A 23916-nucleotide genomic window follows, 5' to 3' on the forward strand; every position below is an offset into this window, starting at 1 on the left:
TTTAATGATTATCGTCCGTTTGCTGCATCGGTTGAACCTTCTTCAGCAGGGTAATCAATTGCTTCTTCTCTTCCTTGCTTAACCCGTGAAAATGGGAGGCCTGCTGTCGTTCCTGCCGCGGCGCCACCGCATCTATCAGTTCGCGGCCCTTTGCTGTCAGCGACAGATGCTTGCTCTTCCAGCGCTTCTCCCGCCTGATCCAGCCCTGTTCCTCCAGCTTGCCCAATAATTGGGTAACATTGCCCTTCGTGACGAACAATTTCTCTCCCAGCTCCTGCTGTGTGAGACCCTCTTGGGCACCAATCTGTACCAGGACATCGAATTGGGCTACGGTCAGGTCCCACTGCTTCAAATGCAGAGAGGATGCCCGCAGGCTCTGGTTGTAAGCCCGGGACAAGCGGTACCAGACCAACAGGCCAAGCCTGTCATCGCTAGGCATCCTCCCGGATCGCTCGCCCTCTTCTGTCATCCCGCCGCCCTCCTTTGCTTGTTTGTTGTTATCAGTTTAGTTATTAACTGATGATTTGTCAAGCTGCCTGCTCGACCAGGTCAGCCAACGTTTTTAACCTGTTTCGGGTTGCATTAGAACGTTTTAATATCATTATAATTCTATAAGGATTATTCAATACGCGATATCAACTGTGCTAGAATCAGTACCGGCAAGGTGAAACGGCTGTTGCCATTCTTTGGCGAAACCGTTAGTTTCATTCCGGAGAAATATAAGCTAAGTAGATGAGAACACATTTACTTTCTTATATAACCACCCTTGCTCACAACAAATTCATGTTTCGGAGGGATAACAACAACGATGAAAAGACTTCTTCTGCTTATTCTTGTCCTCATGACCATAACCGCAACCGCAGCTGTAGGCAAAGCCGAGGCGTCGACGCCGCTCCTCAAGCTCGGCAGCCAGGGGGCTGCCGTCAAGGAACTGAAAACCCGTCTGCATGCGCTTGGCTATTATTCGGACGCCATCAACGCTACTTACGGACAGGCCGCTGAGCAGGCCGTGATTCGATATCAAGAGACCAACGGCCTGCTGGTCGACGGCATCGCCGGACCGGAGACGCTAGGCAGCCTGGATAACCAGGGCTATAGCCTGACCGAGGAAGAAATCAACCTGATCGCCAGGATCATCTACTCCGAAGCCAGAGGAGAAAGCTACGACGGCCAGGTCGGGGTTGGCGCTGTCATCCTGAACCGGATGACGTCCGACCTTTTCCCGGACACGGTCCGGGATGTCATCATGCAGCCCAATGCCTTTACCGTCGTCCACAACGGCCGCTATAACATGAAGCCGGATGCGACGGCTTATCAGGCGGCGTTGGATGCCGCTGCTGGCGTGGACCCTACGAGCGGTGCGCTCTTCTTCTATAATCCGGACATCTCCACGTCCACCTATTTCAACTCCCGCAGCGCGGCAGCCAAAATAGGCAATCATCAGTTTACGTTCTAATATGCTCTAATAATGATAGGATTACCGCTGAAGAATGGAGAGGGACTGGATGAGAAAAATCACTCCGGAGCAGTACGAGGCTCGTATCGAAGCCGTACTGGATATTGCGGAGAGCATCTTGGGCGGGGGCCGCGTACCCGATCCGCTGATTGGACAGTTGAGAACCTTAAGCTTTGAAGAGCTGGGCCAGCTGGCGATGCAGATTGCCAAGACCCGTTCCATCGCGCACCTGATCAAGACACAAACCTGAACTCGCTCCACAAAAAGACCTTTACCCCGGTGTCCAAGGCCAGGGTAAAGGTCTCTGATGTGTAACGATGCACTCGCGGTAAACTGACGTCAGGTCTCAATAAGGCAGCATCTTCTGCAGTCCGGCAATCGGCAGGGTAAGCAGCCTGCGCAGACGGCTTGCCGCTGCGGGCCGCCGAGCCATCGCGGACTCGCCGAGGAAGGCGTAGTGCTGAAGCTTGCCCTCGTACTCCAGCCGGAGGAATCGAGCGCGTGCCAGATCGCCGGGCGTCGTCATCAGCGGCGATTTGTTCACGAGCGGCATCCCGCTGCTCTCGAACAAATAAGCGACGAACTGCGAACAGAAGTAGGCGCGGTTCCGGCGCCATTCAATATTGAGCAGCAGCGCGAACAGACCGACGAAGTTGTACGTATACAACTCCTGCTTGCGGTGCATCGCCCGCACCCGCCTGCGGATGCGATCGTATACTTGCTCGCTGACCCGGCAAGAGTAGATGGCGCAGGATGCGTCTCTGAAGAGCCTGCCGTACATGTCCTCCTGCACGAAACCGCCGATCAATGGATTGCCGGGACTTTTGCGACCGAAGCTGTAGACCTCCCTCAACTCACGGTCAAAGGCGATCGATGCGTGATTGAGCGGATCCTTCGTACACCATCGGATCGCCCGGTTCAGCACCGTGCCGGTATCCGTCAACACAATATGTATCTCCTTTTCGCGTGCCATGCCTTTCGACCTCCACCTTAATTCTCTCAACTTCCCTTTTTCTCTATTATCTATCAACTTTCGCCGAGAGGACTCCCACTTCTTCAACTGGTGAGGTGAATCGGCGACTTCTCGTCTAGCCCACAAAATCTTCTTTCCTTTTCTCCTTTGCGACGGTATAATAAATAGGAACATACATTCGCTTATTGAGTGAGGAAGGAGGTGACCTCATGTCCGTGCCAAAATCCGAATATCGAACGTTTCAAGTGTGGATCAAGCCAGGGAATCCGTTATTTTCTTACCTCGATGAAACGTGCCAACATGCTAAGAATCTGTATAATACGGCTACCTTTTATAAAATACTAGAACGTATATGATTCTCTTATCTACTAAGCTTGTATTTCTCCGGAATGAAACTGACTGCGCGGTAACGGCGACAGCCGTTTCACCTTGTCCGGCAAGTGTTTACTGCCAGGGGGCAGTCTGCTGCTTGCCAGCCGTTGCAACGGCAAGTGATGGATACCCTCTCCGCGCATCTGGATGCGATGAACGAGCGAAGAAGCGCGAAAAATCGTGCTCGTCCCTTTGTGTTGCCCTCGCCGGAGCGGCCCTTCCTCTCGTATGCCTTCCTGGATGCCTTGTTCAGGGTGATGAACCAGCCGGATTACCGCGCGCTTCCTGCACAGAGCAGCCAAGGCATCCTGAAGGTGGCTTTTCAGAACTGGGCTTCCTTTTTCGCCAGTATGAAGGCGTACCGACAACAGCCGGAGCGATTCACGGGCAAGCCGAAGATGCCGGGCTATGCTCGAAGCAAGGTGAAGGAAGTGGTGTTCTTGAATCAGGACTGCGTCATCAAAGAAGGGAAGTATCTTAAACTCCCCCGAACAAAACGGCAACTGAACATCGGCAAGCTGGGCTGTAAGGACGGCAGACTTAAGCAAGTGCGTGTCGTCCCTCGTCATGGGCACTATGTTGTCGAACTGATCTTCGCTCGCCCTCTGAAAGTGCCAAAACCGGTAGCGGACGCTGCTCCATCTGCATGTTGCATGGCGATTGATCTCGGCGTGGACAATCTCGCAACCATGGTCACGACAACCGGCGCGCAGCCGATGCTCGTGAAGGGCGGGATCGTCAAAGCGATCAATCAATACTACAACAAGATGAAAGCGCACTACTCGCGTATTCTTCGCCACGGCAAGGACCCGCGAGAAGGCCTGCATACGTCGAAACGACTGGAACGCTTACACCTGAAGCGCTATCGCCGAATCAAGGACCTGTTTCACAAGATCAGTCATCACATGTCAGGCTGGCCGTGGAGGCGCGTATCGGCACCATCGTGATCGGTCAAAACACAGGATGGAAGCAAGGCACCGGCATGGGACGGTGCAACAATCAGTCGTTCTGTCACCTCCCGCACGGGCTGCTCATTGGGATGATCCAGTATAAGGCAGCAGAGCAAGGCATCACGGTGATCGTGACCGAAGAAGCATATACGTCCAAAGCAAGCTTCCAGGATCACGATCCGTTACCGCGTTTTGATGAGGCGGTGACCTGTGCCTTCTCCGGCAAGCGGGTCCACCGTGGGCTGTATGTGAGCCCGCTCGGCATGATTCATGCCGATGTGAATGGAGCGGCCAACCTCCTGCGCAAAGTATTCCCAAACATACGTGCCAAACGCATGGATGGGATAGAGGGGTTGGATGGTAACCAGTCCGTCAACGTGTCAACTCCACAGGTGTTAAGCATCCTGAGAAAGTCAGGTTGAGACATCTGAAACCCCCACTTCAGCCGTGCTTCAGGATCGGCAAGTGGCGGGAGTATTCATATACGCTGTCAATCTCCGAATGATTGCCTTTCATTAACGTGCCGTGTCTTTATATTACGTTAATATTCGCTTGCTTCCTAGTACTAAGATTATGTGGTACCGCGACGATTATTATCTTTGCCACGAGACCCGCATCTGCACCGGCTGCAGTCTTGCGAATCGCATTGAGCAACATTCCCGCTACAGTCTTATTCAACTGCCGCTTGGCAGGTATTTCACTCTCTCGGCAGCTCACCCGGAGTAGTGGCGACTTTGTAGGCTTTGGAGTTAGCGCCAGACCCCAGATAGACTTATCCTCTTTACTCTTTTTCTATCATTTTTGCTTTTCACAGAGGATGCAGCATTACCCCTAAAAAAAGACGAAATTCTGGGTCAAATGGTTTCAAAAACCGCAAGATAATTTGTGCTGCACATATTTTTTCGAATAAGCGCAAGAAAAAACCGCTAGTCTGCTGAATGAATACATTCGGCAACTAACGGTTTTTCTGGCAGGGGGCTACACGCCTATTTGCTTGTTGCAGTAGCTTTGCTAGTCAGATATACGGTATTGTTCTTGGACTCCCAGTGAACGTCGAACTGCGACAGCGTCGAGATATCCCGCAGCGGCAGCATCACCGAACCGTTGTGCATCATGGACGTGTTGATGCTGACCGAGCTTCCGTTAACCGTGGCCGACCCGGTCAGCGGCTTGTGCACCAGGACGAGTCCTCTACTATATGCTGTCACGGTTTTGGTCGTGTTGTCCCATTGCACCGTCGCACCCAAGAGCTGGAACAGATCACGCATTGGTACGAAGATACGCTGGTCGGACATGATCATGGATTGGGTCAGCTTTTGCTCCGTGCCATTGATAACGATCTTGCCATTATACTTCTGTGGGCCCACATCGTAACCATTGTTGCGAGCAATCTCTTCAAAGGATAGCGAAGAGGTCGTTACAACAGCATACGAATTCACCTTGACCTTCTCGAAGAGCTCGTGAATCGATTTGTTATGCATCCGGATACAGCCGGCACTTACATACTTGCCGATGGAGCGCTCGTTGTTGTTGCCGTGAATGGCGTAGGTCGTTCCTTTGGTCCCGTTGACATCGAGACCGATCCAGCGGTCGCCCAGCGGATTGGTGGGATCGCCGCCCTTGATGCCCTCTTTGTAGTAGGGTCTGTTCTTGATCTTATTGACGATCTTGAACTTACCCTCCGGCGTCAGATCGGGCGTCAGCCCGGTGGCTACCGTATATTCCTGCACCAGTTTGCCGCCCTCGAAAAAAGCGAGCTTGTTGGTCTTCTTGTTGACGACGATCAATTGATCTTGACTGGACGAAATACGATTGGTGTTGGCATCAGCTGTCCCGGTCCAGGCCGTCATCGTGACCAGTACCGCAGCCAGCATCATAATCATGCCTGCGCGTAGTTGTTTTCTCATCCGGTTCCTCTCCCTCTCTCGTCCACATAGGTTACCCTGGTATCCTATCAGTTCAAGCATTCAGAATTTCTGTTGTCTGAACCCTACTGATCCGATCCTGCTTCCCCTTGCAAGATCTCTGGTAACACGAAGTAATCCCATCCTTCTATTACTCCAATATGTGGTTCTTGAATCGGTAATGTCTGTAAAAAAACTTGCCATGAGCTGGATGGGAGCAGTCGCTTCTGTCCTGGGCAATCTTGCTTTTTCCCCTGTGCCTCGGAACAGTTCAGCGATAAGCCCTACAGATCATGTGCTGCTTGGTGACTTGTTATATTAGACGTAACGAGGAAGATTTAGGTTGCAATTATTTTTAGGAGCTAGTCCTAATTGTCCTGTCCGACAGTTCAAAGTAACACTGAATCATGCTTAGAACGGCCAAAAGTTGAGCGGTGCTATGTCTGGCAACGGCAGGTGACCCGGAGCTCGTTTTGGTTCCAGAAGATTGTTGGGATGGCACCCCCTGTCTATAATCTATCATCCTACTCGTACGATTGAGAAGGTTGCATTCGTAGAGCCTGCAGCAAGCGTTAATGTACCGGCTACGGTAGTGGTGACAGTAACTCTGAGCGTATCCCCCGCAGCCAGGGTCAACACAATCTGGTTGTGCGCAATCGGTACATTTCCCGCAATTGTGAGTTGGGTGCCATTGACTCCGACGTTGTTACGAAATAACTGATAAGTTGCTACAATGCTGATCCCGGAATAGATCACATAAGTGATCAGATAACGTCCGGCCGTATTCACGGTAAAGATCGTTGCTGTCGGGTTGTTGACGGTAATATCGGACGAAAAGTTTTGGGCGTTGGGAAAAGGGATGTTAGCCGTCGGATTTAATACAGTAAGGACGATGGTCGCTCCGACATTGTTTGCGGCAGAGCCCGATGTGTTGAATGTTGCCCCTGTCGCTCCCGTCGCTCCCGTGGCCCCTGTCGCACCCGTCGCTCCCGTCGCTCCCGTCGATCCCGTGGCCCCTGTCGCACCCGTCGTTCCCGTCGCACCCGTCGTTCCCGTCGTTCCCGTGGCTCCTGTCGCTCCCGTGGCTCCTGTCGCTCCCGTCGCTCCCGTGGCCCCTGTCGCACCCGTCGTTCCCGCCTCTCCCGCCTCTCCCGTCGCTCCCGCCGCACCCGTCGCACCCGTCGCTCCTGTCGCTCCTGTCGCTCCCGTCACTCCCCGGGGCCCCCGTGGACCTTCTGGCCCTTCCGGACCGGGCGGGCCTGGTGGACCTGGAGGACCGGCCGGACCCCGCCGGGGTTCATAGTACACCTGTTGACCGCCACAGCAGCACGCGCCTTTGATCACACAATGATGATTCCCGCATATCGGAGCCATCGACAGTCCTCCTCTCTTTTGAGCTAATCTAGCTTCTCTCTCTATTACATGTGGACATCCCCGAGATGGTCACTGCGCATGTCCTGTCCAGCACCAGCTCTCCGCTCTGCTGCCGCAGGTACGCGACATCAATCGACAGGCTGCATATTCGGGCCGCTCCCGCAATAAAGTGTATAAACAGTTGAAGGTGGTGACAGGATGAGGCTTGCAGGCAAAAAAACAGTCGTCACGGGAGCATGCGGCTTTATCGGCTCCCACCTGACCGAGCGGCTCGTGCGGGCGGGGGCCGAGGTCACGGCATTTGTCATGTATCAGCCAGACGGCTCAACGGGCTGGCTCGACGCCATCCCCCAGGATGTCCGCTCCCAGCTGCGTATCGTAGCCGGAGATATCCGGGATTCCTATGCCGTACGCAAAGCGCTGACCGGCCAGCAGATCGTCTTCCATCTGGCGGCTCTGATCGGGATTCCCTATTCCTATCACGCTCCAGAGTCGTATGTGGATACCAATATCAAAGGCACGCTTCATGTGCTCCAGGCCGTCCGAGAGCTGGAGCTGGAGCGGTTGATCCACACTTCCACCAGCGAGGTTTACGGCAGCGCCTGCTATGTACCTATGTCGGAAACGCATCCGCTGCAGGGGCAGTCTCCCTACGCGGCCACCAAGATCGGCGCCGATCAGCTGGCGGCCTCGTTTCACTATGCTTTTCATACGCCCGTCGTCACCATCCGGCCTTTCAATACATACGGCCCCCGACAATCGCTGCGGGCGGTGCTGCCGACCATCCTCGCCCAGCTGAGCAGCGGCCTCCCCGTGCTGCGACTCGGCGCGCTCCATCCGACCCGGGACTTCACCTTCGTCCAGGATACGGTCAGCGGCTTTCTGGCGGCAGCCGACGCTCCCGGCGCCGTAGGCGAGTCGATTAATCTCGGCAGCGGCTTCGAGATCTCGATCGGCGAACTCGCCAAGCTGGCCGCGGATGCACTCGGCGTCGAAGCGGTCATCGAGACGGAGCAGCTTCGCCTGCGGCCCGAGGACAGCGAAGTCACCAGGCTATGCGCAGACAATACCAAAGCCCGCCGTCTGCTGCACTGGACACCGGACTACGACGGGCGGGAGGGCTTGCTCAGGGGCATGCTCGAGACAGCCGAATGGCTCGGCAGCAGCGGCCATCTGGAGCGCTACGCCAGCCGGGGCTACCATCTATGACCAGAGGCGAAGCGCTGCTGGCGGAGCTCTCCTCGCGCATCTCGCTTGTCCTGCAGGAGCAGCGCCGCCCCGTCGCGCTGCACGAGCCGGAGCTGGGACAGCGCGAACAGGAGCAGCTTCTGCGTTGCCTGGCAACCGGCTACGTATCGGCGGTTAGCGAGCAGGTATCCCTCCTCGAGACCGAACTGGCCCGAACGGCCAGCGTCCGGCATGCCGTTGCTGTTATTAGCGGCACCGCCGCCCTTCATCTCGCGCTGCTCGCAGCAGGCGTGACGGCCGGGGATGAAGTGATCCTGCCTGCACTCACCTTCGTAGCCACGGCCAATGCGGTGGCCTATTGCGGCGCCATCCCGCACTTTGCCGACAGCAGTCTGCCGGATCTCGGCCTCTCTCCAGAGAAGCTGGAGCGTCATCTGGCGGATGAGACAGAGATGGCCCGCGGCCGCTGCCGCAATCGCCGCACCGGCCGGACGATCCGCGCGCTCGTTGCAGTCCATGTGCTAGGCCATCCCGCTGATCTGCCCGCCCTGTCCGCGATCTGCCGCAAGCACCGGCTGGCGCTCGTCGAGGATGCGGCAGCCGCGCTCGGCAGTCACAGGGACGGCATACCGTGCGGCTCCTGGGGAAGGACAGCGGCCATAAGCTTCAATGGCAACAAGATCATCACGACCGGTGGCGGCGGGGCGATGCTGACCGATGACGATGAGCTCGCCGCAGCGGCGCGGCATCTGGCGGCTGCGGCCAAACAAGCCCATCCGTGGCGCTACGAACATACCGCCGTTGCCTTCAACTACCGGATGCCCGGGCTCAACGCCGCCCTCGGACTTGCACAGCTTGAGCGGCTGGAGGACAGCCTCGTCCGCAAGCGCCGGCTGGCACGCAGCTACCGGGAAGCTATGCGGGGCGTTACCGGCGCGAAGATGCTGGTGGAGCCCCGCCGCGCCCGCAGCAACTACTGGTTGAATGCGCTGCTGCTTGAGCCCGGCCGGGAGTCGCTGCTGCAGCCGCTGCTGGAGCGGCTGCATGGCGAGGGCATCCTTGCCAGGCCGCTGTGGACCCCCTTGCATCAGCTGACCATGTACCGGAAATGTCCGCGTATGGATCTCTCCGGTACGGAATCGCTATGCGCAAGAACCGTGTGCCTGCCCAGCAGTCCACATCTGGAAGGGAGGAGAGATGGTGGCTAAACCGGCCATCTGCGTCGTTACCGGCAGCCGCGCCGACTATGGTCTGCTGTATGGCTTGCTCCATATCCTGCAGCGCGAGGAGGCGGTGGAGCTGCAAGTGGCGGTCACCGGCATGCATCTGGCGCCTGAGTTCGGCAATAGCTGGCGGCAGATCGAAGCCGATGGCTTCCCGATTGCAGCCCGCATCGAGACCCTGCTCGCCAGCGATACGGCGGCAGGGACCAGCAAGGCGATGGCGCTCGGGCTTGCTGGATTCGCCGACGCCCTCGCCCGCCTGCGGCCGGACTGGGTCGTTGTCCTCGGCGACAGATTCGAGATCCTGGCAGCCGCCCTCGCCGCCTACAATGCCCGCATCCGGCTCGCTCACATCGCAGGCGGAGATGTGACGGGCGGCGCGCTCGACGACGGCTACCGCCACAGCATCACCAAGCTGGCCCAGCTGCATCTGGTCTCTCATGAAGCCGCCCGCCGGAGGGTCATCCAGCTAGGTGAGAGTCCTGCCGCCGTCCTGACGGTCGGCCATCCCGGCATCGATGCCGTCCGCAGCTGCCGGCTGCTGAGCCGGCAGGAGATCGAGGAATCGCTCGGCTGTGCGCTGCAGCCTGTCAATCTGCTTGTCACCTACCACCCGGCTACTTTGTCGGAGGAAGGAGCCGAACGCGAGCTGCAGGAGCTGCTTGAAGCGCTGCAGCGGCTTGACGAGGGGATCGGCCTGCTGTTTACGGGCGCCAATGCGGATGCCCAGGGCCGACGGATGGCAGCGATGATCGATGCGTTCGTCCGCAGCAGACCCCGCAGCTGGAGCTACGTCTCGCTCGGAACGCGAATGTATCTCAGTCTGGTGCAGGCCGTCGATGCCGTCGTCGGCAACTCCTCCAGCGGCCTGCTGGAGGTTCCCTCGCTGCGCAGGCCCACCGTCGACATCGGCTGCAGACAGCAGGGCCGTTACAGGGGAGACTCCGTCCTTCACTGCGAGGCCCGTGCCGGCATGATCGCAGCGGCGATCCATCAGGCGCTGCGCATGGACCGCAGCAGCATCGTCAATCCGTACGGCGACGGCAACAGCAGCGAGCGGATCGCCGCAGCCTTGCTCGCGCGCTTGTCCCTTGAAGCGGCGGGCCCCAAACTTTTTCACGAGGTGTAACCCCATGAGCAACCAAATGCCAGTACCTCCTGTCCCTACTGATCCGGCGCAGAGCAGGCCGGTCTACATCATTGCCGAGATCGGCGTCAATCATAACGGTTCGCCACGGTTAGACCGAGCCTGGTCGAAGCGGCTGCCAGCACAGGCGCCGATGCCGTGAAGCTGCAGCTGTTCCACACCTCTCTGCTCGTCTGCGACGACGCCCCGCTGGCTGAGTACCAGCGCCGCACCGCAGACGCCGGCCACACGCAGCGGGAGCTGCTGCAGGCGCTGGAGCTGCCGGAGGAGACGATCCTGGAGCTGCGTGACGATTGCGTCGCACGGGGGATCGACTTGCTCGCCACGCCGTTCGACAGCCCATCGCTCCATTTCCTGGCACGACAGCTCGCCGCGCCTGCGATCAAGATCGGCTCGGGGGACCTTACCCATCTGCCGCTCCTGCTTGAAGCGGCCCGCTACCGACGGTGCCTCCTGCTGTCGACCGGCATGAGTACGCTGGCCGAAGTCGAGCAGGCGCTGGCTGTCCTTGCCTACGGGCTGCTCGCAGGCGAGACAGATGAGGCCGCTCTGCCCGATCCCCCTTCCCCGGCCGCATTTCGCCACGCGTATGTCTCCCCGGCGGGGCAAGCTGCGTTGCAGCGCCATGTCATCCTGCTCCATGCGACCAGCGAATATCCCGCCCCGCCCGCCAGCTGCAACCTGCGGTCTATCGATACGCTGAGCAGCGCCTTCGGACTGGCTGCAGGGCTGTCTGACCACAGCGAGGGCAGCGCTATCGCCATCGCTGCCGCAGCCCGCGGCGCCTGTGTCATCGAGAAGCACCTGACGCTGGATCGGATGCTCCCCGGGGTGGATCAGCAGGCCTCGCTGGAGCCTGCAGCGTTCGCGGAGATGGTCCGGGGGATCCGCCAGGTCGAGCAGGCGCTCGGCTCCGGGGCCAAACTCCCGGCGACGCCCGAGCTGCAGACCGCAGCGCTTGTCCGGCGCAGCCTCGTCGCCGCCGCTCCGATCGCTGCCGGCGAGCCGTTCACCGAACGCAATCTGGCGATCAAACGCCCCGGCACCGGTATGTCCCCTGCCCGCTACTGGGAGCTGCTGGGCTCATGCGCCGACCGCGATTACCGTAAGGATGAGCAGATCCGATGAAGCTTGCCCTGTTCGGCACCTCGGGACTCGCCGACGAGGCAGCGCATCTGGGGATGGAGCTAGGCTATAGCAAGGCGGTCCTGATCCATCCCGCAGATCCCTGCCCGAGCGGCGGCGCCTTCCATACCGTACCGGAGGATGAGATCGAACGGCTGGTAACAGAAGGCTACCGGTTCGCCATCGCCATCGGCGATCCGCGGATCCGTCAGCGCCTGCACGCTTGCTATCCGGACCTGCCCTATACGAGTCTCGTCCATCCGTCGGCTACGCTCCCTGCCGCCCAGCGCGCGCTGCTGCCCGCCAAGCCGGGCAATATCATCATGGCCGGGGTACGGTTTACCTCCTCGATCTCTTACGGCCGCTTCGGCATCTACAATCCGAACTGCACTGTCTCACACGACTGCGAGATTGGCGACTACGCGACGATCGGCCCCGGCGCCAATCTGTGCGGCAATGTCCGGCTGAGGGATGGCGTCTATGTAGGGGCCGGAGCGGTCATCCTGCCCGGCCATCCCGTCCTGGGCAAATTGACGCTGGGCGACAATGCAATAATCGGAGCCGGTGCAGTTGTCACCCGTTCGGTACCGGCCCGCAGTACCGTCAAGGGCAATCCGGCGCGCTGAAGGGCCGGACGGGAATGATTTCTGCGATAGGTTCGTTCCGGACACAGGAGTCGCTGATATGCACAGTAGAGGGATAACAGCACGTCAAACGGACAGACAATCCGCTATTTGCTTCGGAAAGGGATCGCATGGGCCCTCGCGAGTCAAATAAAGGATCCTCTGTCCTTTTGTCATCCCAAAACCGGGGACTTGTCTGGAATAGGCGCTATTAGGTCCGCCACGGCGGCAGCTCAAGCGGCGGCAGAGCACCGGCGGCAAGCGCAGACGTGGAAACCACAGCTGACGGAGGCTTGCTCCCCACTACCAGGAGCATGCTGCTTCCCTGTACGCCGGCCCAGCTTGCCCCCCCAGCCATACAAACTACTGCCCCCGATACTGCCCATACTGACCCATGCCGCACCTTCACCAGGCCTGCAGTCCCCCGTCGACGAAGAGCTGATGACCGGTCACATAACTGGAAGCATCAGAAGCCAGGAACAGCACCGCGCCCTCCAGCTCGGCAGGCCGTCCCATCCGGCCCATCGGCACGCGGGCACCGTACTGCGCCATGAACGTCTCGTTCTGACCGCTCTGCATGCCGCCCGGGATGAGCGTATTGACGCGGATTCCCTGCTTGGCCCAGCGGACGGCGAGATAGGTCGCCAAGCCATTGACCCCGGCCTTAGAGGCGGCATAGACCGCAGGGGTGTTAATCGGCCGGCCTTCATACAGCGACCCTTCGTAGATGCGATCGTCAGGTGCCAGCACGCTGTAGATCGACGAGGTGAAGATCATCGAGCCGCCCCTGCCCTGACGCAGCATCTGCTTGCCGACCGCTTGGGCAGTCAGGAACATGCCGTCCAGATTGACGGCCATGATCGACCGCCACTGCGCCAGGGTATACTCCTCGAACGGGGCAAAAAATGCTGCCGCATCCCGCGACTTGCTCGCCGCATGGTTAAGCAGGATATCGATACCGCCGAGCGCGTCTGCGCACGCCTCCACCATCGCCGATACCGCTCCCGGATCGGCAACGTCGCAGCCGCAGCCGAAGCAGGCCGTGCCGCCAAGCTCGGACAGCTCGGCGGCGCGGCGTGCCGCTCCCGGCCCGTCCAGATCGACGACAGCGACTCGGGCGCCATGCCGGACCAGCGCCTCGCAGATGGGCCGTCCCAGTATTCCCAGCCCGCCCGTGACGACCGCTGTCCGTCCGCTTAAGTCAAACCGACCCGCCATACGCTGTCTCCCCTTCCTTAAGATGCAACATCGCTTTACCCCTGCGCATCCGCGCCCGTACCGCTTCTTGCCATCCGGTACGCCACGTAGTCCCAGTCCGCTTCGCTGTCGATATCCCATGAACGCTCTGGCGGCATGACATACAGCCGCGTATCGTCCCTGAACAGCGTGTCTCCCGCCATCAGCGCGTCCCGCCGCCAGCCATAGATCGAGGCGTTCATGTCATAGGTGAGCGGCGCATCCTGTCTTCGGTGGACGGATGGAGACGGCTGCTTCACCAGCCCCACGCCGCCTTCCGGCTTGTACTCGACCATGTTGAAGTAAGGCGAACGGCGCGACGGCGTACCCGTAATGACATTGCCCGCCCCGGATTCCTCCAGCAGCCGCACAGCCTCCCGGATGTCCCCCGTCAGTCGCAGCGGCGCCGTCGCATCCAGATCGACGATCGTCTCATAACGGCTGCCGCGCCGTCTTTCAACCGCCGCCACCGCATGACGGATCGCCGACAGCTTGGGAGCTTCGTCGCTTGCCAGGTGAGCCGGACGCCGGACCAGCACATGCGCGCCATAAGCGGCTGCGACGGACAGGACCGCATCGGAGTCGCTGCTGACCGCCACCAGAGCGAACAGCGACGATGCGAGCGCCTGCCTGATCGTATAAGCGATCAGCGGGGTCCCGTTCAGCAGCCGGATATTTTTATGAAGAATGCCCTTCGACCCGCCCCGCGCGCAGATCGTGCATAACCTTTTCATTGCTCACCCACCCCCCGATCCTTACGGAATGCTGCGCACGCTCGATCATATACAGACTTGCGTTGGCCTCCCCCACCGAACACAACAGCTCCCTTTGGCCTCCTAGCAGCGCCTTATGCTGTTCCAGATAGGTAATGTCCGGATCCAGGCAATATTGCTCCGTCTCGCCGTCGGTCTTGAGCGTATCCGCGATCAGGTCTGCCGTATACGTATGCTCGTCTGTATTGACGATGATCTGGCGCTGCCGCTGGCGGTCTACGTAGTTAAGCTGCAGATTGACGATTGGACAATGCGCCATCCGGGCCAGCAAGACATAGATGTCGTCACTGTCGATCGCAAGGGAGCTGTACTGCCCGCCGGTCGCTACCAGATGATGCCAGGGCCCGAACAGCCAGAGCAGATAGTCCAGCTCGTGACTGAGGTCGAGCAGCACGCCGCCGCCTTCATGCCGTCTCGCAGAGTAGACACCGCGGTAATCCTGCTGCCGCCAGCCCGGAAGATACTGACCGGTATACACCTGCGCGGACAGCACACGCTGACCCTGCAGCAGCTCGCGCAATCGCTGCAGAATCGGATGGAATCGCAGATTATAGGCGGTATAGACCCGCTCCAGGGAGCACCCGGGCAGTTCCCGCAGCCGGTCGAAGAGCGGCTTCTCCACCAGCACATCCCCGTTGTACCCCCGCTGTCGGATCGTCTTCAACGCGGTATGATGCTGATGCGTCCGGTTGGCAATGACCACATAATCCCATGAATCGCTGTACATCGCCTCCGCAATCGTAGGATATGCGCACATCCCCCGCAGCGGTCGGCTGCTGACGACGCTGACACTGCAGCCCAGTCCGGCAAGCAGACGGGCGTGCCGCTGACCGATCGACCCGTAACCGATGATCAGTGCATTCACGTATAGACCTCCCCGTACTCCCTGTTGGCCCTGGCATAGGACTCCGGCGTTCCGATATCCAGCCACTCCCCGGCAATCGGGAACACGGTGAGCCGCTCTCCCTGCCGCTTCAACAGTTCGAACAATGCCGGCATGCCGAGCGGGATATCGGGTGGTATCCGCTGGGCGGCCCACGGCTCCAGCACGTAGATGCCCGCATTGACGAGGAGCCGTTGGACCGGCTTCTCCACCAGGCCTTCGAACTGGCTGCCGTTCGCCTCCACGACGCCGTAAGGGACGGTCAGCAGATGCTCGCGTACCCCCATCGTAGCCGCGCCGCCGCTGTTCAGATGATGCCGGATCATCATCCGGCAGTCCAGATCAGTGAGCAGATCGGCATTGATGACCAGGATCGGCCGTTCAAGCTTCTTGGGCAGCAATCCCAGCGCACCCGCCGTCCCGAGCTGGCGCGTCTCCCGCAGATAGCGGATGCGGATGCCGAACCTGCTGCCGTCGCCGCAGAACGATTCGATCATTTCACGCTTATAGTTTACTGCGATATAGAACTCCCGGAAGGACTGGCGGATCAACGCCTCCAGCAGAATCTCAAGGATCGGCTTGCGGCCGATCGTAAGCAACGGCTTGGGGCATGCCTCGGTCAACGGCAACAGCCGGGTGCCGAGTCCCCCCGCCATCAGGACGACTGGGAAGTGTTGCCCGGCAGGGTTATGGTGCATCATGCTCCTCCCTTCAGATCGTGCGGCCAGCTGCAACGACCCTTTCCTGCCGCTACCACGTGCCGAGGGCCTCCCAGCAGGCTGCGGACCGCTTGGTCCGGCTGGCCAATTTATAAAGGTAAGTACACTGTTCCCTGCCCGCAGACAAGGACAGCCGCGGACCTCCGGCGGCGGAGAAGCGCCGGCGTGACCAAAATTGCGCCAGGTAAAGCGAATCTCGGCCACGGCCGAACTGCTTTCTTACCGAATGGCTAAACTGAAGGACGGAAAAACTCGGTCATGCACAGGTTAGCTACAGCAGCGGATACGGTAGGTGTGGCACTGATCGTCGTAAACCCTGTCACCGCAAAAGCGCGGCTCTGACCCGAGGCGATGCCCGACAATGTCGCGATGACAGCCGTACCGCGATAGAAGGTCACATCCAGGACGGCCGCGTTAGTCGACTCATTGCTGATGACGCCGGAAGCCGCGATGGGAGCCGGGTTTGGGCCAAACAGCGTACTGCCGGTCGTCGCGGCGACCGGAAAGGTCTGCTCCGGCAGACACACACTGACGATCGGTTTTTGGCAGCAGGATGAATTAGTGGAACAACTCATAGCTGAACTCCTCCTTTGGGGGTAGATAATCCAATCTATGTCAGGAGGAGACAAACGAACTGGGGATTCTGCCTGTCATATACAATATGTGCGTTTATTCAGTTGGTGTGCTGTCCTGCAGTGCGTTTGGGTGATTCGCTGGTGCTGAGCTTCCGCTCGGTCAGCCGGCTGTCACGGCCTTGACGGCGAGCGCGTCAAACTGTTCGTGCAGGGCGCCGCACAGCCGCTGGAGATAGGAGAACATCTCTTCCTGCACGGCCGCCAGCCGCTCCAGCTGCGCGAGGGTGTCGATGGCGCCAAGCTCGACAGTCCGTTTTTGGAACGCATAGATGATGGGATTTAGATAGATCGACAACTGTTCGTCTGTCGTATAGCCGATATAGGCCCGGTCCATCCGGGCTGCGAGCTCGCCAACGAAAGCAGGCAGTGCCAGCCCCTCGTAACAGCTGTGGAGCCGGCAGGCCTCGCGGATGACCCTGCAGCTGCGCTTGTCGTCCGCCGCCCGGCTGTGCCAAGTCTGCAGCTGCTGGCATATCGCTGCCAGCTCCTGCTGCAGCACCTCCTGCGTGGCACCCGCTCCCGGCGGTGCCCCTTCCGGCGGTGCCCCTTCCGGCGGTGCCGCTGCGGCCAGCCGCGCTGCCAGCCTCGGACCGGCCGCAGTCTTGCACCAGCGCCCGACCGTCTCCTCCAGCCCGGCCAGGCTCGTGCCCTCGATGCGGGCGCCGCCTTCCGTCGCATCGATGAAGCGACGCCCGGGGTACAGACTGATCTGATGCTCCAGCCACAGCCGGAACTCCTGCCACAGCCTCGTCGTCGCCACGGGCTGGCCGTGTACGCCGGGCACCATCAGCGTTTCTTCGGCCTGGAGCTGCTTCACCTGCTCGGTCAGCGGCCCGTCTGCATAGTCGGACAACCGGCTGTGCGTCGCCTTATCCTTGCCAAAAGCCAGATCCATGCCGACGAATACGATCGGATCCGCCCCTGCCCACAAGGCCAGCTCAAACGCGAGATGCGCCGAGGAGCTGCCGCCGTTCAGCGCACTGCGCTCGCCTAGGGCCCGCTGCACCCAGCGTCCTGACGTCTCGACGCTGCGGAATATAGGCAGCCAGCGGCGGCCAAACAGCGGCGGCACCCGCGGATCGACCAGCGTCAGCCCTGCAACGGCCAACTCCTGCGGCAGCTCCCGGTCCCGAAAATGAATGTGATACACCTGCGGGGTACGCTCGGTTACACATACGGCATCGGGAATGATCCCCCGCCGCAAGCAGGGCTGGAGCGCCGACTCTGCCGTCAGGATCAGCGCCTTGCCCTGCGCCCGCAGGAGATGCTCAGCATTGCCGTCCAGCGACGGCCCATTGCCCACGATAAAGGCCGGCCGGCCCTTATATGCATCCTTGACCGAGGTCAGCGACGCGGCCTGAGCGATGGCCGGCGCATTGGCAACCGTGTTGTACAGCCCGACCAGCGTGTCGTGCACCGAATTGCCGCCGCTGCGCAGCATCAAACCCAGCAGTCCGTGCAGCGACTCATGCAGCGACAGATAGAATGACCGGTCATTGCGGTGGGCCCACGGGGTAAAGGCCGTATTCATCATCGCGCACCGGACGAGGAAGTCGCCCCCCATGTAAGCAGCCAGCTGACGTTTGAGCGCCTCCGGCTCGCCGATCAGCCAATGGACCCGGCGATCCCCAAATAGTGCCCGCACATCGATGGCAGACAGCATCGCCAGGAACAGGGCGGCGTCCCGCTCGAACACAAACAGCTGATGCTCCGTCGGCATCCGCTTCATATAAGCCAGCAGCGGATAGCCAAATCCGCAGCCATACACGAACCCGATCCTGGACTGCCCGAGCGCGAGGGAGTCCGCCCAGGCCTCCGCTTCTCGCCACGGGTCGATCATGCTGTTCAGATGTACCCGCTCGCCGGTAGCCGGCGAAGGCAGCTGCGCGGTCGGCCAGCCCGCTTCGCCGCGGACGACGGCTATCTCCGGATGACGTCCCGGCAGCAGCTCCTGCAGATGTTGCGGCATGGCAGCCCGATTCAACTCCAGCAGCGATGTCATCGGTCGCGTCCTCCGGGCTCTTCATCCGTCTCTGCCCTGTCGCTGCCGAACTGCTTGCGGAGCTCCGGCAGCAGCTCATACTCCAGCAGATCGGTGGCCGCCGCCACATCCTCCCGCTGCAGCAGCAGCAAGATCTGCTCCATCGTCCGCAGCGCTGCCTGCGGCGCGGACATGCCGTCGCTGTCTGTAGACGCCTCGCGATCCGGCTGACGGAGCTCCGCCAGCCAGAGCAGACAAGCCTGCTGGAACCATTGTCTGCCTTCCTCGTCATCTCCGCGGCGCCAGGCAGCGCAGCCTCTCCCGATACAGTCGATATAGTGCTGTCCATGATTATTCATAACTATCGTAAGCATCCTCCCGGATCCGCTCGAGCATCTGCTGCGAGCCCTCATTCAAGAACCAGTCCGCCTTGACGATCGCGCTGCTCTCCATGAAATCGCCCGTCTCGCTCAGTGATCTCACTGCTGCCTCCATCCGTTCCATCTCCCGTTGCCCGCACAGTACGGCCGGTCCGGCCGACAGCCAGACATACCACAATTCCAGAACATTCTGCAGACGTACCGAGCGGTTCCCTCCGTCATCCTGTTGCTTCAGCGCAGTCACTCCCTCTCGTAGTTGGTCAAGTCAGGTCTACTGCAGCAGCTGGATCCGGTAAAAGCCTTTGCAGATGCCGCCCCCACCGCGACATTCGATAGTGAGCTTCAGCAGGGCAGGCACGGCAAAGGAAACCTGTTGCCCCTGCTCGGCCTCCCCGGTAATGAAGCGGCCGTTCTGCTGCTCAAGCCGGATGTGCATGGTACAGCGCGTATCGTTATCAATTCTTACGATAGTGTCGCAAGGTCCGTTAGGCGCATGATAATACGTGCGTATCCCTTCGCCGCAGCGCTGGAAAATCCGTCCGGCAGCAAGATAGTAGCCCGCCGGGCGGGGACGGTAGCGGATCCGCTTTTTCCGCCGGCTGCTCTTTTTGCCCGGGCAGTTAACCTGAACTATATTAACCTGTTTGTTAGCCTGCACTACCCTGGCCTGTTTGTTAGCCTGCACTGCTCTGGCCTTGCGCTTGCATCTGCTCATGCTCTCCCCCTTACAGGCATAGAAGCCTTCTGTACCTGCCGGCATTTACCATTAGCTAATCTTTGTTTTAACTTATGGGCATAGCATGGCATCAGCCCTAGACATCCGCTTATTTTTCGATGAAATGGTCATCTGTCCCGCGCTGCCCCGGCCCCGCCGTAATAGACTGCTCCCATAAGGCGAATACCTGCAAGGGGAGGAAGGAGATCGACGATGGCACCGGATAACGGCAATCGCTGCAATCTCGAAAGAGAGGGGATGGCTCAAGACTGTCTGGAATGCGAGTGGCGCATCGGCAGCGAGCAATCCACCACAGTCTACACCTCCAACGAACTGGTCTACGGCTCCGGCGTCATCACCTGCAATCCCGGGGAGATGGGCGATATCCGGATGTTGTTTCTGTGCAATGAAACGCTGGTCAGCACACTTCGGGTATCCAACGGTCAATCCACCATGTTTACCATCGTCGGCTTCGATCAGGTTCAAATATTGGGACGGGCCGAAGTTAGCGGGCGTTTTTTGTTCTATCCCCGCTACAGCCCGCTTTAAAAATGAGTTTTAAGTACATATCAGCTGGATCTGGCTTGTTGCTTGCGGCGCGTGCCTTCACGCTGCCCATCGATGGGACATACTGCGCGTTTTACGTCCTGTTCACGCTGATTGCCGCTATGCGGCGACCTGGTGCCGCGGCTGTCGCCAGCCCCCGGGCGGTCGGCCCGAGTGACGGATCAGAGCGGACTACGATACTCCCTTTCCCTTTAGGGGGTATTTTCTGCTAGAATGGAAGGAAGAGACGTGCATCTTACTGGAGGATTACGAAGACGATGGATTACATCATACTGGATATTGAATTTAACGGGCGCAAGTTCGCCAGCGAATTGCCGATGGAGGTCATCGAGATCGGCGCCGTCCGGCTGAACAGCTCGCTTGAACAGACCGGCGAGTTTTCCGCGCTGATCAAGCCGGTCTATTTTGCCAAGCTCAACTCTTTTATCAAGAAGAAGACGGGGATCCCCCAGGCCGATATCGACACGGCAAGCCGCTTCCCCAAGGTCATCCGCGCCTTCATGGACTGGCTTCAGGAAAGCGACGAACCGCTGCTCGTCACCTGGGGCGGCGAGGACATGAAGCGGATCGTCCTGGATACCCGTATGCACAAGCTCGATGACGCCTATTGGCTGTCGGTCTATTATTATGATCTGCTCAAAGGCTATCTCAAGTGCAAGCAGCTTACCAATGATGTGAGCGTCGAGGCCGCGATCCAGGAACTGGGCATTCCGGCCTCCGGGTCGGCGCACCGGGCGCTGGACGATGCCCGGATGACGGCGGAGATCTTCCGCAGCGTCTTCAGCCAGCTGGACTTTGAGCAGCGCAAACAGTACAAGGATGTGTTCAGCAATGCCAAGGAACGGCGCATCGTCAAAAACGCGATCCGTTCCATGCACGCCCAGAAGACCGTGCCGACATGGGAGCTGTTCGTCTCCCACTATGGCAAGGACAAGCCGATGCTCGCGGATCCCCGCAAGGTGGCGGAGCTGCAGGTTTACTTTGCCGAGGAGGCCGCCAAGCCGCCGAAGCCGGTCACGCGCAAGCCGCGTCCGCTGCCTCAGGAGGCCGCAGATGGCGCGGCTGAAACGGCAGGCGATGAGGCAGGAAACACCGCCGGGAACGGGGCGGACGATGCGGCGAATCCCGCCTTCCCTTCTCCTGCAGCCGAGCAGTCGGATTGATCCGGCCCGGAGGCTATGCTACAATGGTCTCAACTTTTAAGGACAGGAGATGAGAGAAGATGTAATATTTCTTGCTTAGGTAAAGGGTAAAACATTCGGTGTTTTATTCTTTTCAAGCAGGAAAGTTACGTTTTCTTTCACTCAGATCATGTCGTTTCCGCTTTCTCTTTTGACCGAAGAGCAGGATCGTTTCATATTTGAGCTGTAAGAAAGGTAACTTTCTTGCAGCTCATTTTTTATGTTCACAACCAAATTGAAGGAGGCTGAAAACCATGTTCGAACCCGTAGTTGATCAGGTGAATCGTTCATTGTCCGTTGGCTCGGTTCACCAGAATACCAAACGGATGCCGGAGCATTTTCCACCTGCGGATAGGTGCACGTAGCGCCACTCTGCTGTCGCCACGTCGCTCCCTCTAGACCTGGTTGGTTAATGAAATGCGCTGCATGTTCTCCGGCTTAAAGGGAGACGTCTCATGAAACCAACTTCAAAATATGATCGCATCCAGCGGCTGCTGACCAGTCTGAACCAACCCCGGTACCGTTACCTGCAAATCCTGGATGCGATATTCAAGCAGCATATCGGTGAATATGACCGGATGACCATGCTGCCCAAGCACGTGAGAAATGAACTGATCCGCCATCTCGGCGAGACGGTGCTGAGCCTGACGCCGGTCGCGCAGAAGACCTCCAGACAAGTGAGCAAGCTGCTTTTTGCCGTTCCGGGAGGAGAGCGTGTGGAAGCCGTCCAGTTGCGATACGAGCGAGGGTGGAAGTCGTATTGCATATCCAGCCAGTGCGGGTGCGGGTACGGCTGCCGGTTTTGTGCGACAGGCACGATAGGGCTGAAGCGGAATCTGACGGCCGATGAGATTACGGACCAGCTGCTCTATTTTCGCCTCGATGGTCACCGGTTGGACAGCGTTTCTTTCATGGGCATGGGAGAAGCGCTGGCCAATCCCCATCTGTTCGAAGCTCTGACCATGCTGACGGATTCCCGATGCTTCGGGCTGGGACACCGCAGGATCACCGTATCCACGATCGGTCTCATCCCCGGTATCGAGCGTCTGTCGCAGGCTTTCCCGCAGATCAATCTGACCTTCTCGCTGCACTCGCCTTTCGACGACGAGCGGAGCGAGCTGATGCCGATCAATCGCACGTTTCCGCTCCAGGATGTGTTGGCGGTGCTGGACCGCCATATTATTGCAACAGGCAGGAAGGTATACCTGGCCTATATCCTGCTTCGCGAGCAGAACGATTCACAGCAGCACGCCGAAGCGCTAGCGGCCCTCCTGCAGGAGAGAGGTCCTCAGACATATCTGTATCACGTCAATCTGATTCCCTACAATTCAACCGACGTGACCCCAGGGTGCTATCAGTCATCGGACCAGGCCAGGATAGACGGTTTCGTACGGCTGCTGCGGGCACAAGGTGTAAACGTCACGGTGCGCACCCAGTTCGGGAGCGACATCGATGCCGCATGCGGTCAGCTCTACGGCAGCAGCTAAACCGCAAATTAATAGCGCAGTAAAGAAGGGGGGCCCCAACATCGGTCGATGATGGAGCCCCCCCCTTTTCCAGGTATAACACATGTTACACCAACACTTCAGTCGTTCAGTTCTGCCAAACGAATCGAGTTCGTTCTTGACACAACCTCTACGAGGCTGCTTCTCTCCCCAGGGCTCAGACCTGATATTGCTTGCGGTACTGGGACGGATTCAGTCCGGTCTTGTTGCGGAAGACGCGGCTCAGATAATAGCCGTTCTCATAGCCGCAGCGGCCGGCGATCTCATGAAGCGGGAGCCGGGTCCCGGCCAGCAGCCGGCCCGCCTCGCGAATCCGCAGCTCCGTTACATAATCCTGAGGATTGACACCGTGTGCCGCCCGGAATCTCCTCGTCAGCTGTACCGGCGTAACTCCCAGCTGCCCCGCGAGCTCCCGGATGCCAGTGCCCTGCGTAGCATGCGCATCCAGCCACCGTCTGGCGTGCAGCATCGTTTGATCCTCTCCATGCTCACCCGCTTCCTGCTCCGCACGTCCAAGCTCCTCCCCTTCCTCCGCCAGCAGCATCAGATCGCATAGCAGATGCTCCAGCTTGTGCGCACGCTCCGGCTCCTCCCTGTCCATGACGCTGCGGATGTAGCGGTAAGTGGAGAATAGCCGCCCCTTATCTTGAATCCTGCAGAGGACCGGATACTCCAGCGGCTCGTCCGTTCGCTCCTCATCCCTGTGCACCTGATAGTGAAAAAAGTGAAACGTCAGCGGCTCCAGCACCTCCCGGGCAAACGAGCGCTGCGGCGGACAAATGACCAGATCCCCCGCCCCAGCGGCACCTTTCTCGCCGTCGATCTCATAACGGAAGCTGCCGGACTCCACGGCAAACACCGTCCATACCGCATAGCGGTCCCGCTCCAGCAGGAACCGTTCCTTGCGGAACCAGTACATATGGCTCACAAATCGATAGCGCATGCGTCATCCTCCTTCCGCCTGAAGGCTGTTTATGAAATAAAGTATATGTTATTTTGAAATCAA

General features: G+C 59.2%; 26 protein-coding genes and 1 pseudogene. 12 read left to right on the top strand and 15 right to left on the bottom strand.

What is annotated here, in order from left to right; translation table 11 throughout:
- Position 1: 1 nt before the first annotated feature.
- Entirely contained in the window at positions 2-439 is a 438-nt protein-coding gene (locus ABC336_RS09190; RefSeq protein ID WP_413242476.1) for a MarR family winged helix-turn-helix transcriptional regulator, read from the bottom strand.
- A gap of 369 nt (positions 440-808) precedes the next feature.
- Here ABC336_RS09190 and ABC336_RS09195 point away from each other — a divergent pair, with 369 nt between their 5' ends.
- Both ABC336_RS09195 and ABC336_RS09200 read left to right on the top strand, forming a co-directional pair.
- The gene (locus ABC336_RS09195) at positions 809-1456 is read left to right on the top strand and encodes a cell wall hydrolase (RefSeq protein ID WP_413238377.1); all 648 of its coding nucleotides are present in this window, start codon (positions 809-811) and stop codon (positions 1454-1456) included.
- A 49-nt stretch (positions 1457-1505) separates the two neighbouring features.
- Positions 1506-1706 carry a hypothetical protein gene (locus ABC336_RS09200; protein WP_413238378.1) on the top strand — a complete coding sequence of 67 codons (201 nt, stop codon included), beginning with the start codon at positions 1506-1508 and terminating at the stop codon, positions 1704-1706.
- 96 nt (positions 1707-1802) lie between these two features.
- Here ABC336_RS09200 and ABC336_RS09205 read toward each other — a convergent pair whose 3' ends face one another.
- A complete protein-coding gene (locus ABC336_RS09205) occupies positions 1803-2429 on the bottom strand; it encodes a hypothetical protein (protein ID WP_413238379.1) in 627 nt (208 codons plus the stop codon).
- Positions 2430-2638: 209 nt separating this feature from the next.
- On the opposite strand from ABC336_RS09205, the pseudogene ABC336_RS09210 reads away from it, so the two are divergent.
- Positions 2639-4173: pseudogene (locus ABC336_RS09210) on the top strand (RNA-guided endonuclease InsQ/TnpB family protein).
- Between the two features lie 564 nt (positions 4174-4737).
- Here the strand turns inward: ABC336_RS09210 and ABC336_RS09215 are convergent.
- On the bottom strand, positions 4738-5658 hold the full coding sequence (locus tag ABC336_RS09215) for a L,D-transpeptidase family protein (protein ID WP_413238380.1): 921 nt from the start codon (positions 5656-5658) through the stop codon (positions 4738-4740).
- A 516-nt stretch (positions 5659-6174) separates the two neighbouring features.
- Positions 6175-7029: a BclA C-terminal domain-containing protein gene (locus tag ABC336_RS09220; RefSeq protein ID WP_459564706.1), complete on the bottom strand. Its 855-nt coding sequence runs from the start codon at positions 7027-7029 to the stop codon at positions 6175-6177.
- A gap of 198 nt (positions 7030-7227) precedes the next feature.
- Here ABC336_RS09220 and ABC336_RS09225 point away from each other — a divergent pair, with 198 nt between their 5' ends.
- From ABC336_RS09225 to ABC336_RS09250, 6 genes are read left to right on the top strand one after another with little or no spacing between them, the layout of a single operon-like run.
- Complete coding sequence (locus ABC336_RS09225) at positions 7228-8238, top strand: SDR family NAD(P)-dependent oxidoreductase (protein WP_413238382.1); 1011 nt, start codon at positions 7228-7230, stop codon at positions 8236-8238.
- Positions 8235-9425 carry a LegC family aminotransferase gene (locus ABC336_RS09230; RefSeq protein ID WP_413238383.1) on the top strand — a complete coding sequence of 397 codons (1191 nt, stop codon included), beginning with the start codon at positions 8235-8237 and terminating at the stop codon, positions 9423-9425. Before ABC336_RS09225 ends, ABC336_RS09230 begins: the two co-directional genes overlap by 4 nt.
- Complete coding sequence (gene neuC / locus ABC336_RS09235; RefSeq protein ID WP_413238384.1) at positions 9415-10569, top strand: UDP-N-acetylglucosamine 2-epimerase; 1155 nt, start codon at positions 9415-9417, stop codon at positions 10567-10569. Before ABC336_RS09230 ends, neuC begins: the two co-directional genes overlap by 11 nt.
- Positions 10570-10573: 4 nt before the next feature.
- The gene (locus ABC336_RS09240; protein WP_413238385.1) at positions 10574-10729 is read left to right on the top strand and encodes a hypothetical protein; all 156 of its coding nucleotides are present in this window, start codon (positions 10574-10576) and stop codon (positions 10727-10729) included.
- Positions 10726-11715, top strand: coding sequence for an N-acetylneuraminate synthase family protein (locus ABC336_RS09245; RefSeq protein WP_413238386.1), 990 nt, complete (start codon positions 10726-10728; stop codon positions 11713-11715). Before ABC336_RS09240 ends, ABC336_RS09245 begins: the two co-directional genes overlap by 4 nt.
- Positions 11712-12338 carry an LbetaH domain-containing protein gene (locus ABC336_RS09250; protein WP_413238387.1) on the top strand — a complete coding sequence of 209 codons (627 nt, stop codon included), beginning with the start codon at positions 11712-11714 and terminating at the stop codon, positions 12336-12338. The genes ABC336_RS09245 and ABC336_RS09250 overlap by 4 nt, the downstream gene beginning before the upstream one ends.
- Positions 12339-12546: 208 nt before the next feature.
- Here the strand turns inward: ABC336_RS09250 and ABC336_RS09255 are convergent, their stop codons facing one another.
- From ABC336_RS09255 to ABC336_RS09300, 10 genes are all read right to left on the bottom strand, one after another.
- The gene (locus ABC336_RS09255) at positions 12547-12693 is read right to left on the bottom strand and encodes a hypothetical protein (protein WP_413238388.1); all 147 of its coding nucleotides are present in this window, start codon (positions 12691-12693) and stop codon (positions 12547-12549) included.
- Between the two features lie 47 nt (positions 12694-12740).
- Positions 12741-13553, bottom strand: a complete 813-nt coding sequence (locus ABC336_RS09260) for an SDR family oxidoreductase (RefSeq protein ID WP_413238389.1) — start codon at positions 13551-13553, stop codon at positions 12741-12743.
- Positions 13554-13588: 35 nt separating this feature from the next.
- Entirely contained in the window at positions 13589-14305 is a 717-nt protein-coding gene (locus ABC336_RS09265) for an acylneuraminate cytidylyltransferase family protein (RefSeq protein WP_413238390.1), read from the bottom strand.
- Positions 14250-15209: a Gfo/Idh/MocA family protein gene (locus tag ABC336_RS09270; protein WP_413238391.1), complete on the bottom strand. Its 960-nt coding sequence runs from the start codon at positions 15207-15209 to the stop codon at positions 14250-14252. Before ABC336_RS09270 ends, ABC336_RS09265 begins: the two co-directional genes overlap by 56 nt.
- Positions 15206-15928, bottom strand: a complete 723-nt coding sequence (locus ABC336_RS09275; protein WP_413238392.1) for a nucleotidyltransferase family protein — start codon at positions 15926-15928, stop codon at positions 15206-15208. The genes ABC336_RS09270 and ABC336_RS09275 overlap by 4 nt, the downstream gene beginning before the upstream one ends.
- A 248-nt stretch (positions 15929-16176) precedes the next feature.
- Entirely contained in the window at positions 16177-16521 is a 345-nt protein-coding gene (locus ABC336_RS09280) for an S-Ena type endospore appendage (RefSeq protein ID WP_413238393.1), read from the bottom strand.
- Between the two features lie 160 nt (positions 16522-16681).
- Positions 16682-18583, bottom strand: coding sequence for a motility associated factor glycosyltransferase family protein (locus ABC336_RS09285; RefSeq protein WP_413238394.1), 1902 nt, complete (start codon positions 18581-18583; stop codon positions 16682-16684).
- Positions 18580-18921, bottom strand: coding sequence for a hypothetical protein (locus ABC336_RS09290; RefSeq protein WP_413238395.1), 342 nt, complete (start codon positions 18919-18921; stop codon positions 18580-18582). The genes ABC336_RS09285 and ABC336_RS09290 overlap by 4 nt, the downstream gene beginning before the upstream one ends.
- Positions 18914-19186, bottom strand: a complete 273-nt coding sequence (locus tag ABC336_RS09295; protein WP_413238396.1) for a hypothetical protein — start codon at positions 19184-19186, stop codon at positions 18914-18916. Before ABC336_RS09295 ends, ABC336_RS09290 begins: the two co-directional genes overlap by 8 nt.
- Positions 19187-19213: 27 nt before the next feature.
- Positions 19214-19657 (bottom strand): hypothetical protein, encoded by a 444-nt coding sequence (locus ABC336_RS09300; RefSeq protein ID WP_413238397.1) that lies wholly within the window; start codon positions 19655-19657, stop codon positions 19214-19216.
- A gap of 213 nt (positions 19658-19870) precedes the next feature.
- On the opposite strand from ABC336_RS09300, the gene ABC336_RS09305 reads away from it, so the two are divergent.
- The 3 genes from ABC336_RS09305 (at position 19871) to ABC336_RS09315 (ending at position 22892) form a co-directional block, all read left to right on the top strand.
- Complete coding sequence (locus ABC336_RS09305) at positions 19871-20206, top strand: S-Ena type endospore appendage (RefSeq protein ID WP_413238398.1); 336 nt, start codon at positions 19871-19873, stop codon at positions 20204-20206.
- A 275-nt stretch (positions 20207-20481) separates the two neighbouring features.
- The gene (locus ABC336_RS09310) at positions 20482-21387 is read left to right on the top strand and encodes a 3'-5' exonuclease (RefSeq protein ID WP_413238399.1); all 906 of its coding nucleotides are present in this window, start codon (positions 20482-20484) and stop codon (positions 21385-21387) included.
- Between the two features lie 473 nt (positions 21388-21860).
- Entirely contained in the window at positions 21861-22892 is a 1032-nt protein-coding gene (locus ABC336_RS09315; RefSeq protein WP_413238400.1) for a Cfr family 23S rRNA (adenine(2503)-C(8))-methyltransferase, read from the top strand.
- 175 nt (positions 22893-23067) lie between these two features.
- Here the strand turns inward: ABC336_RS09315 and ABC336_RS09320 are convergent, their stop codons facing one another.
- On the bottom strand, positions 23068-23853 hold the full coding sequence (locus tag ABC336_RS09320; protein ID WP_413238401.1) for a helix-turn-helix domain-containing protein: 786 nt from the start codon (positions 23851-23853) through the stop codon (positions 23068-23070).
- Positions 23854-23916: the final 63 nt, after the last annotated feature.

The sequence above is a fragment of the Paenibacillus jepli genome (assembly GCF_047238105.1).
Taxonomy (GTDB): Bacteria; Bacillota; Bacilli; order Paenibacillales; family Paenibacillaceae; genus Paenibacillus_D.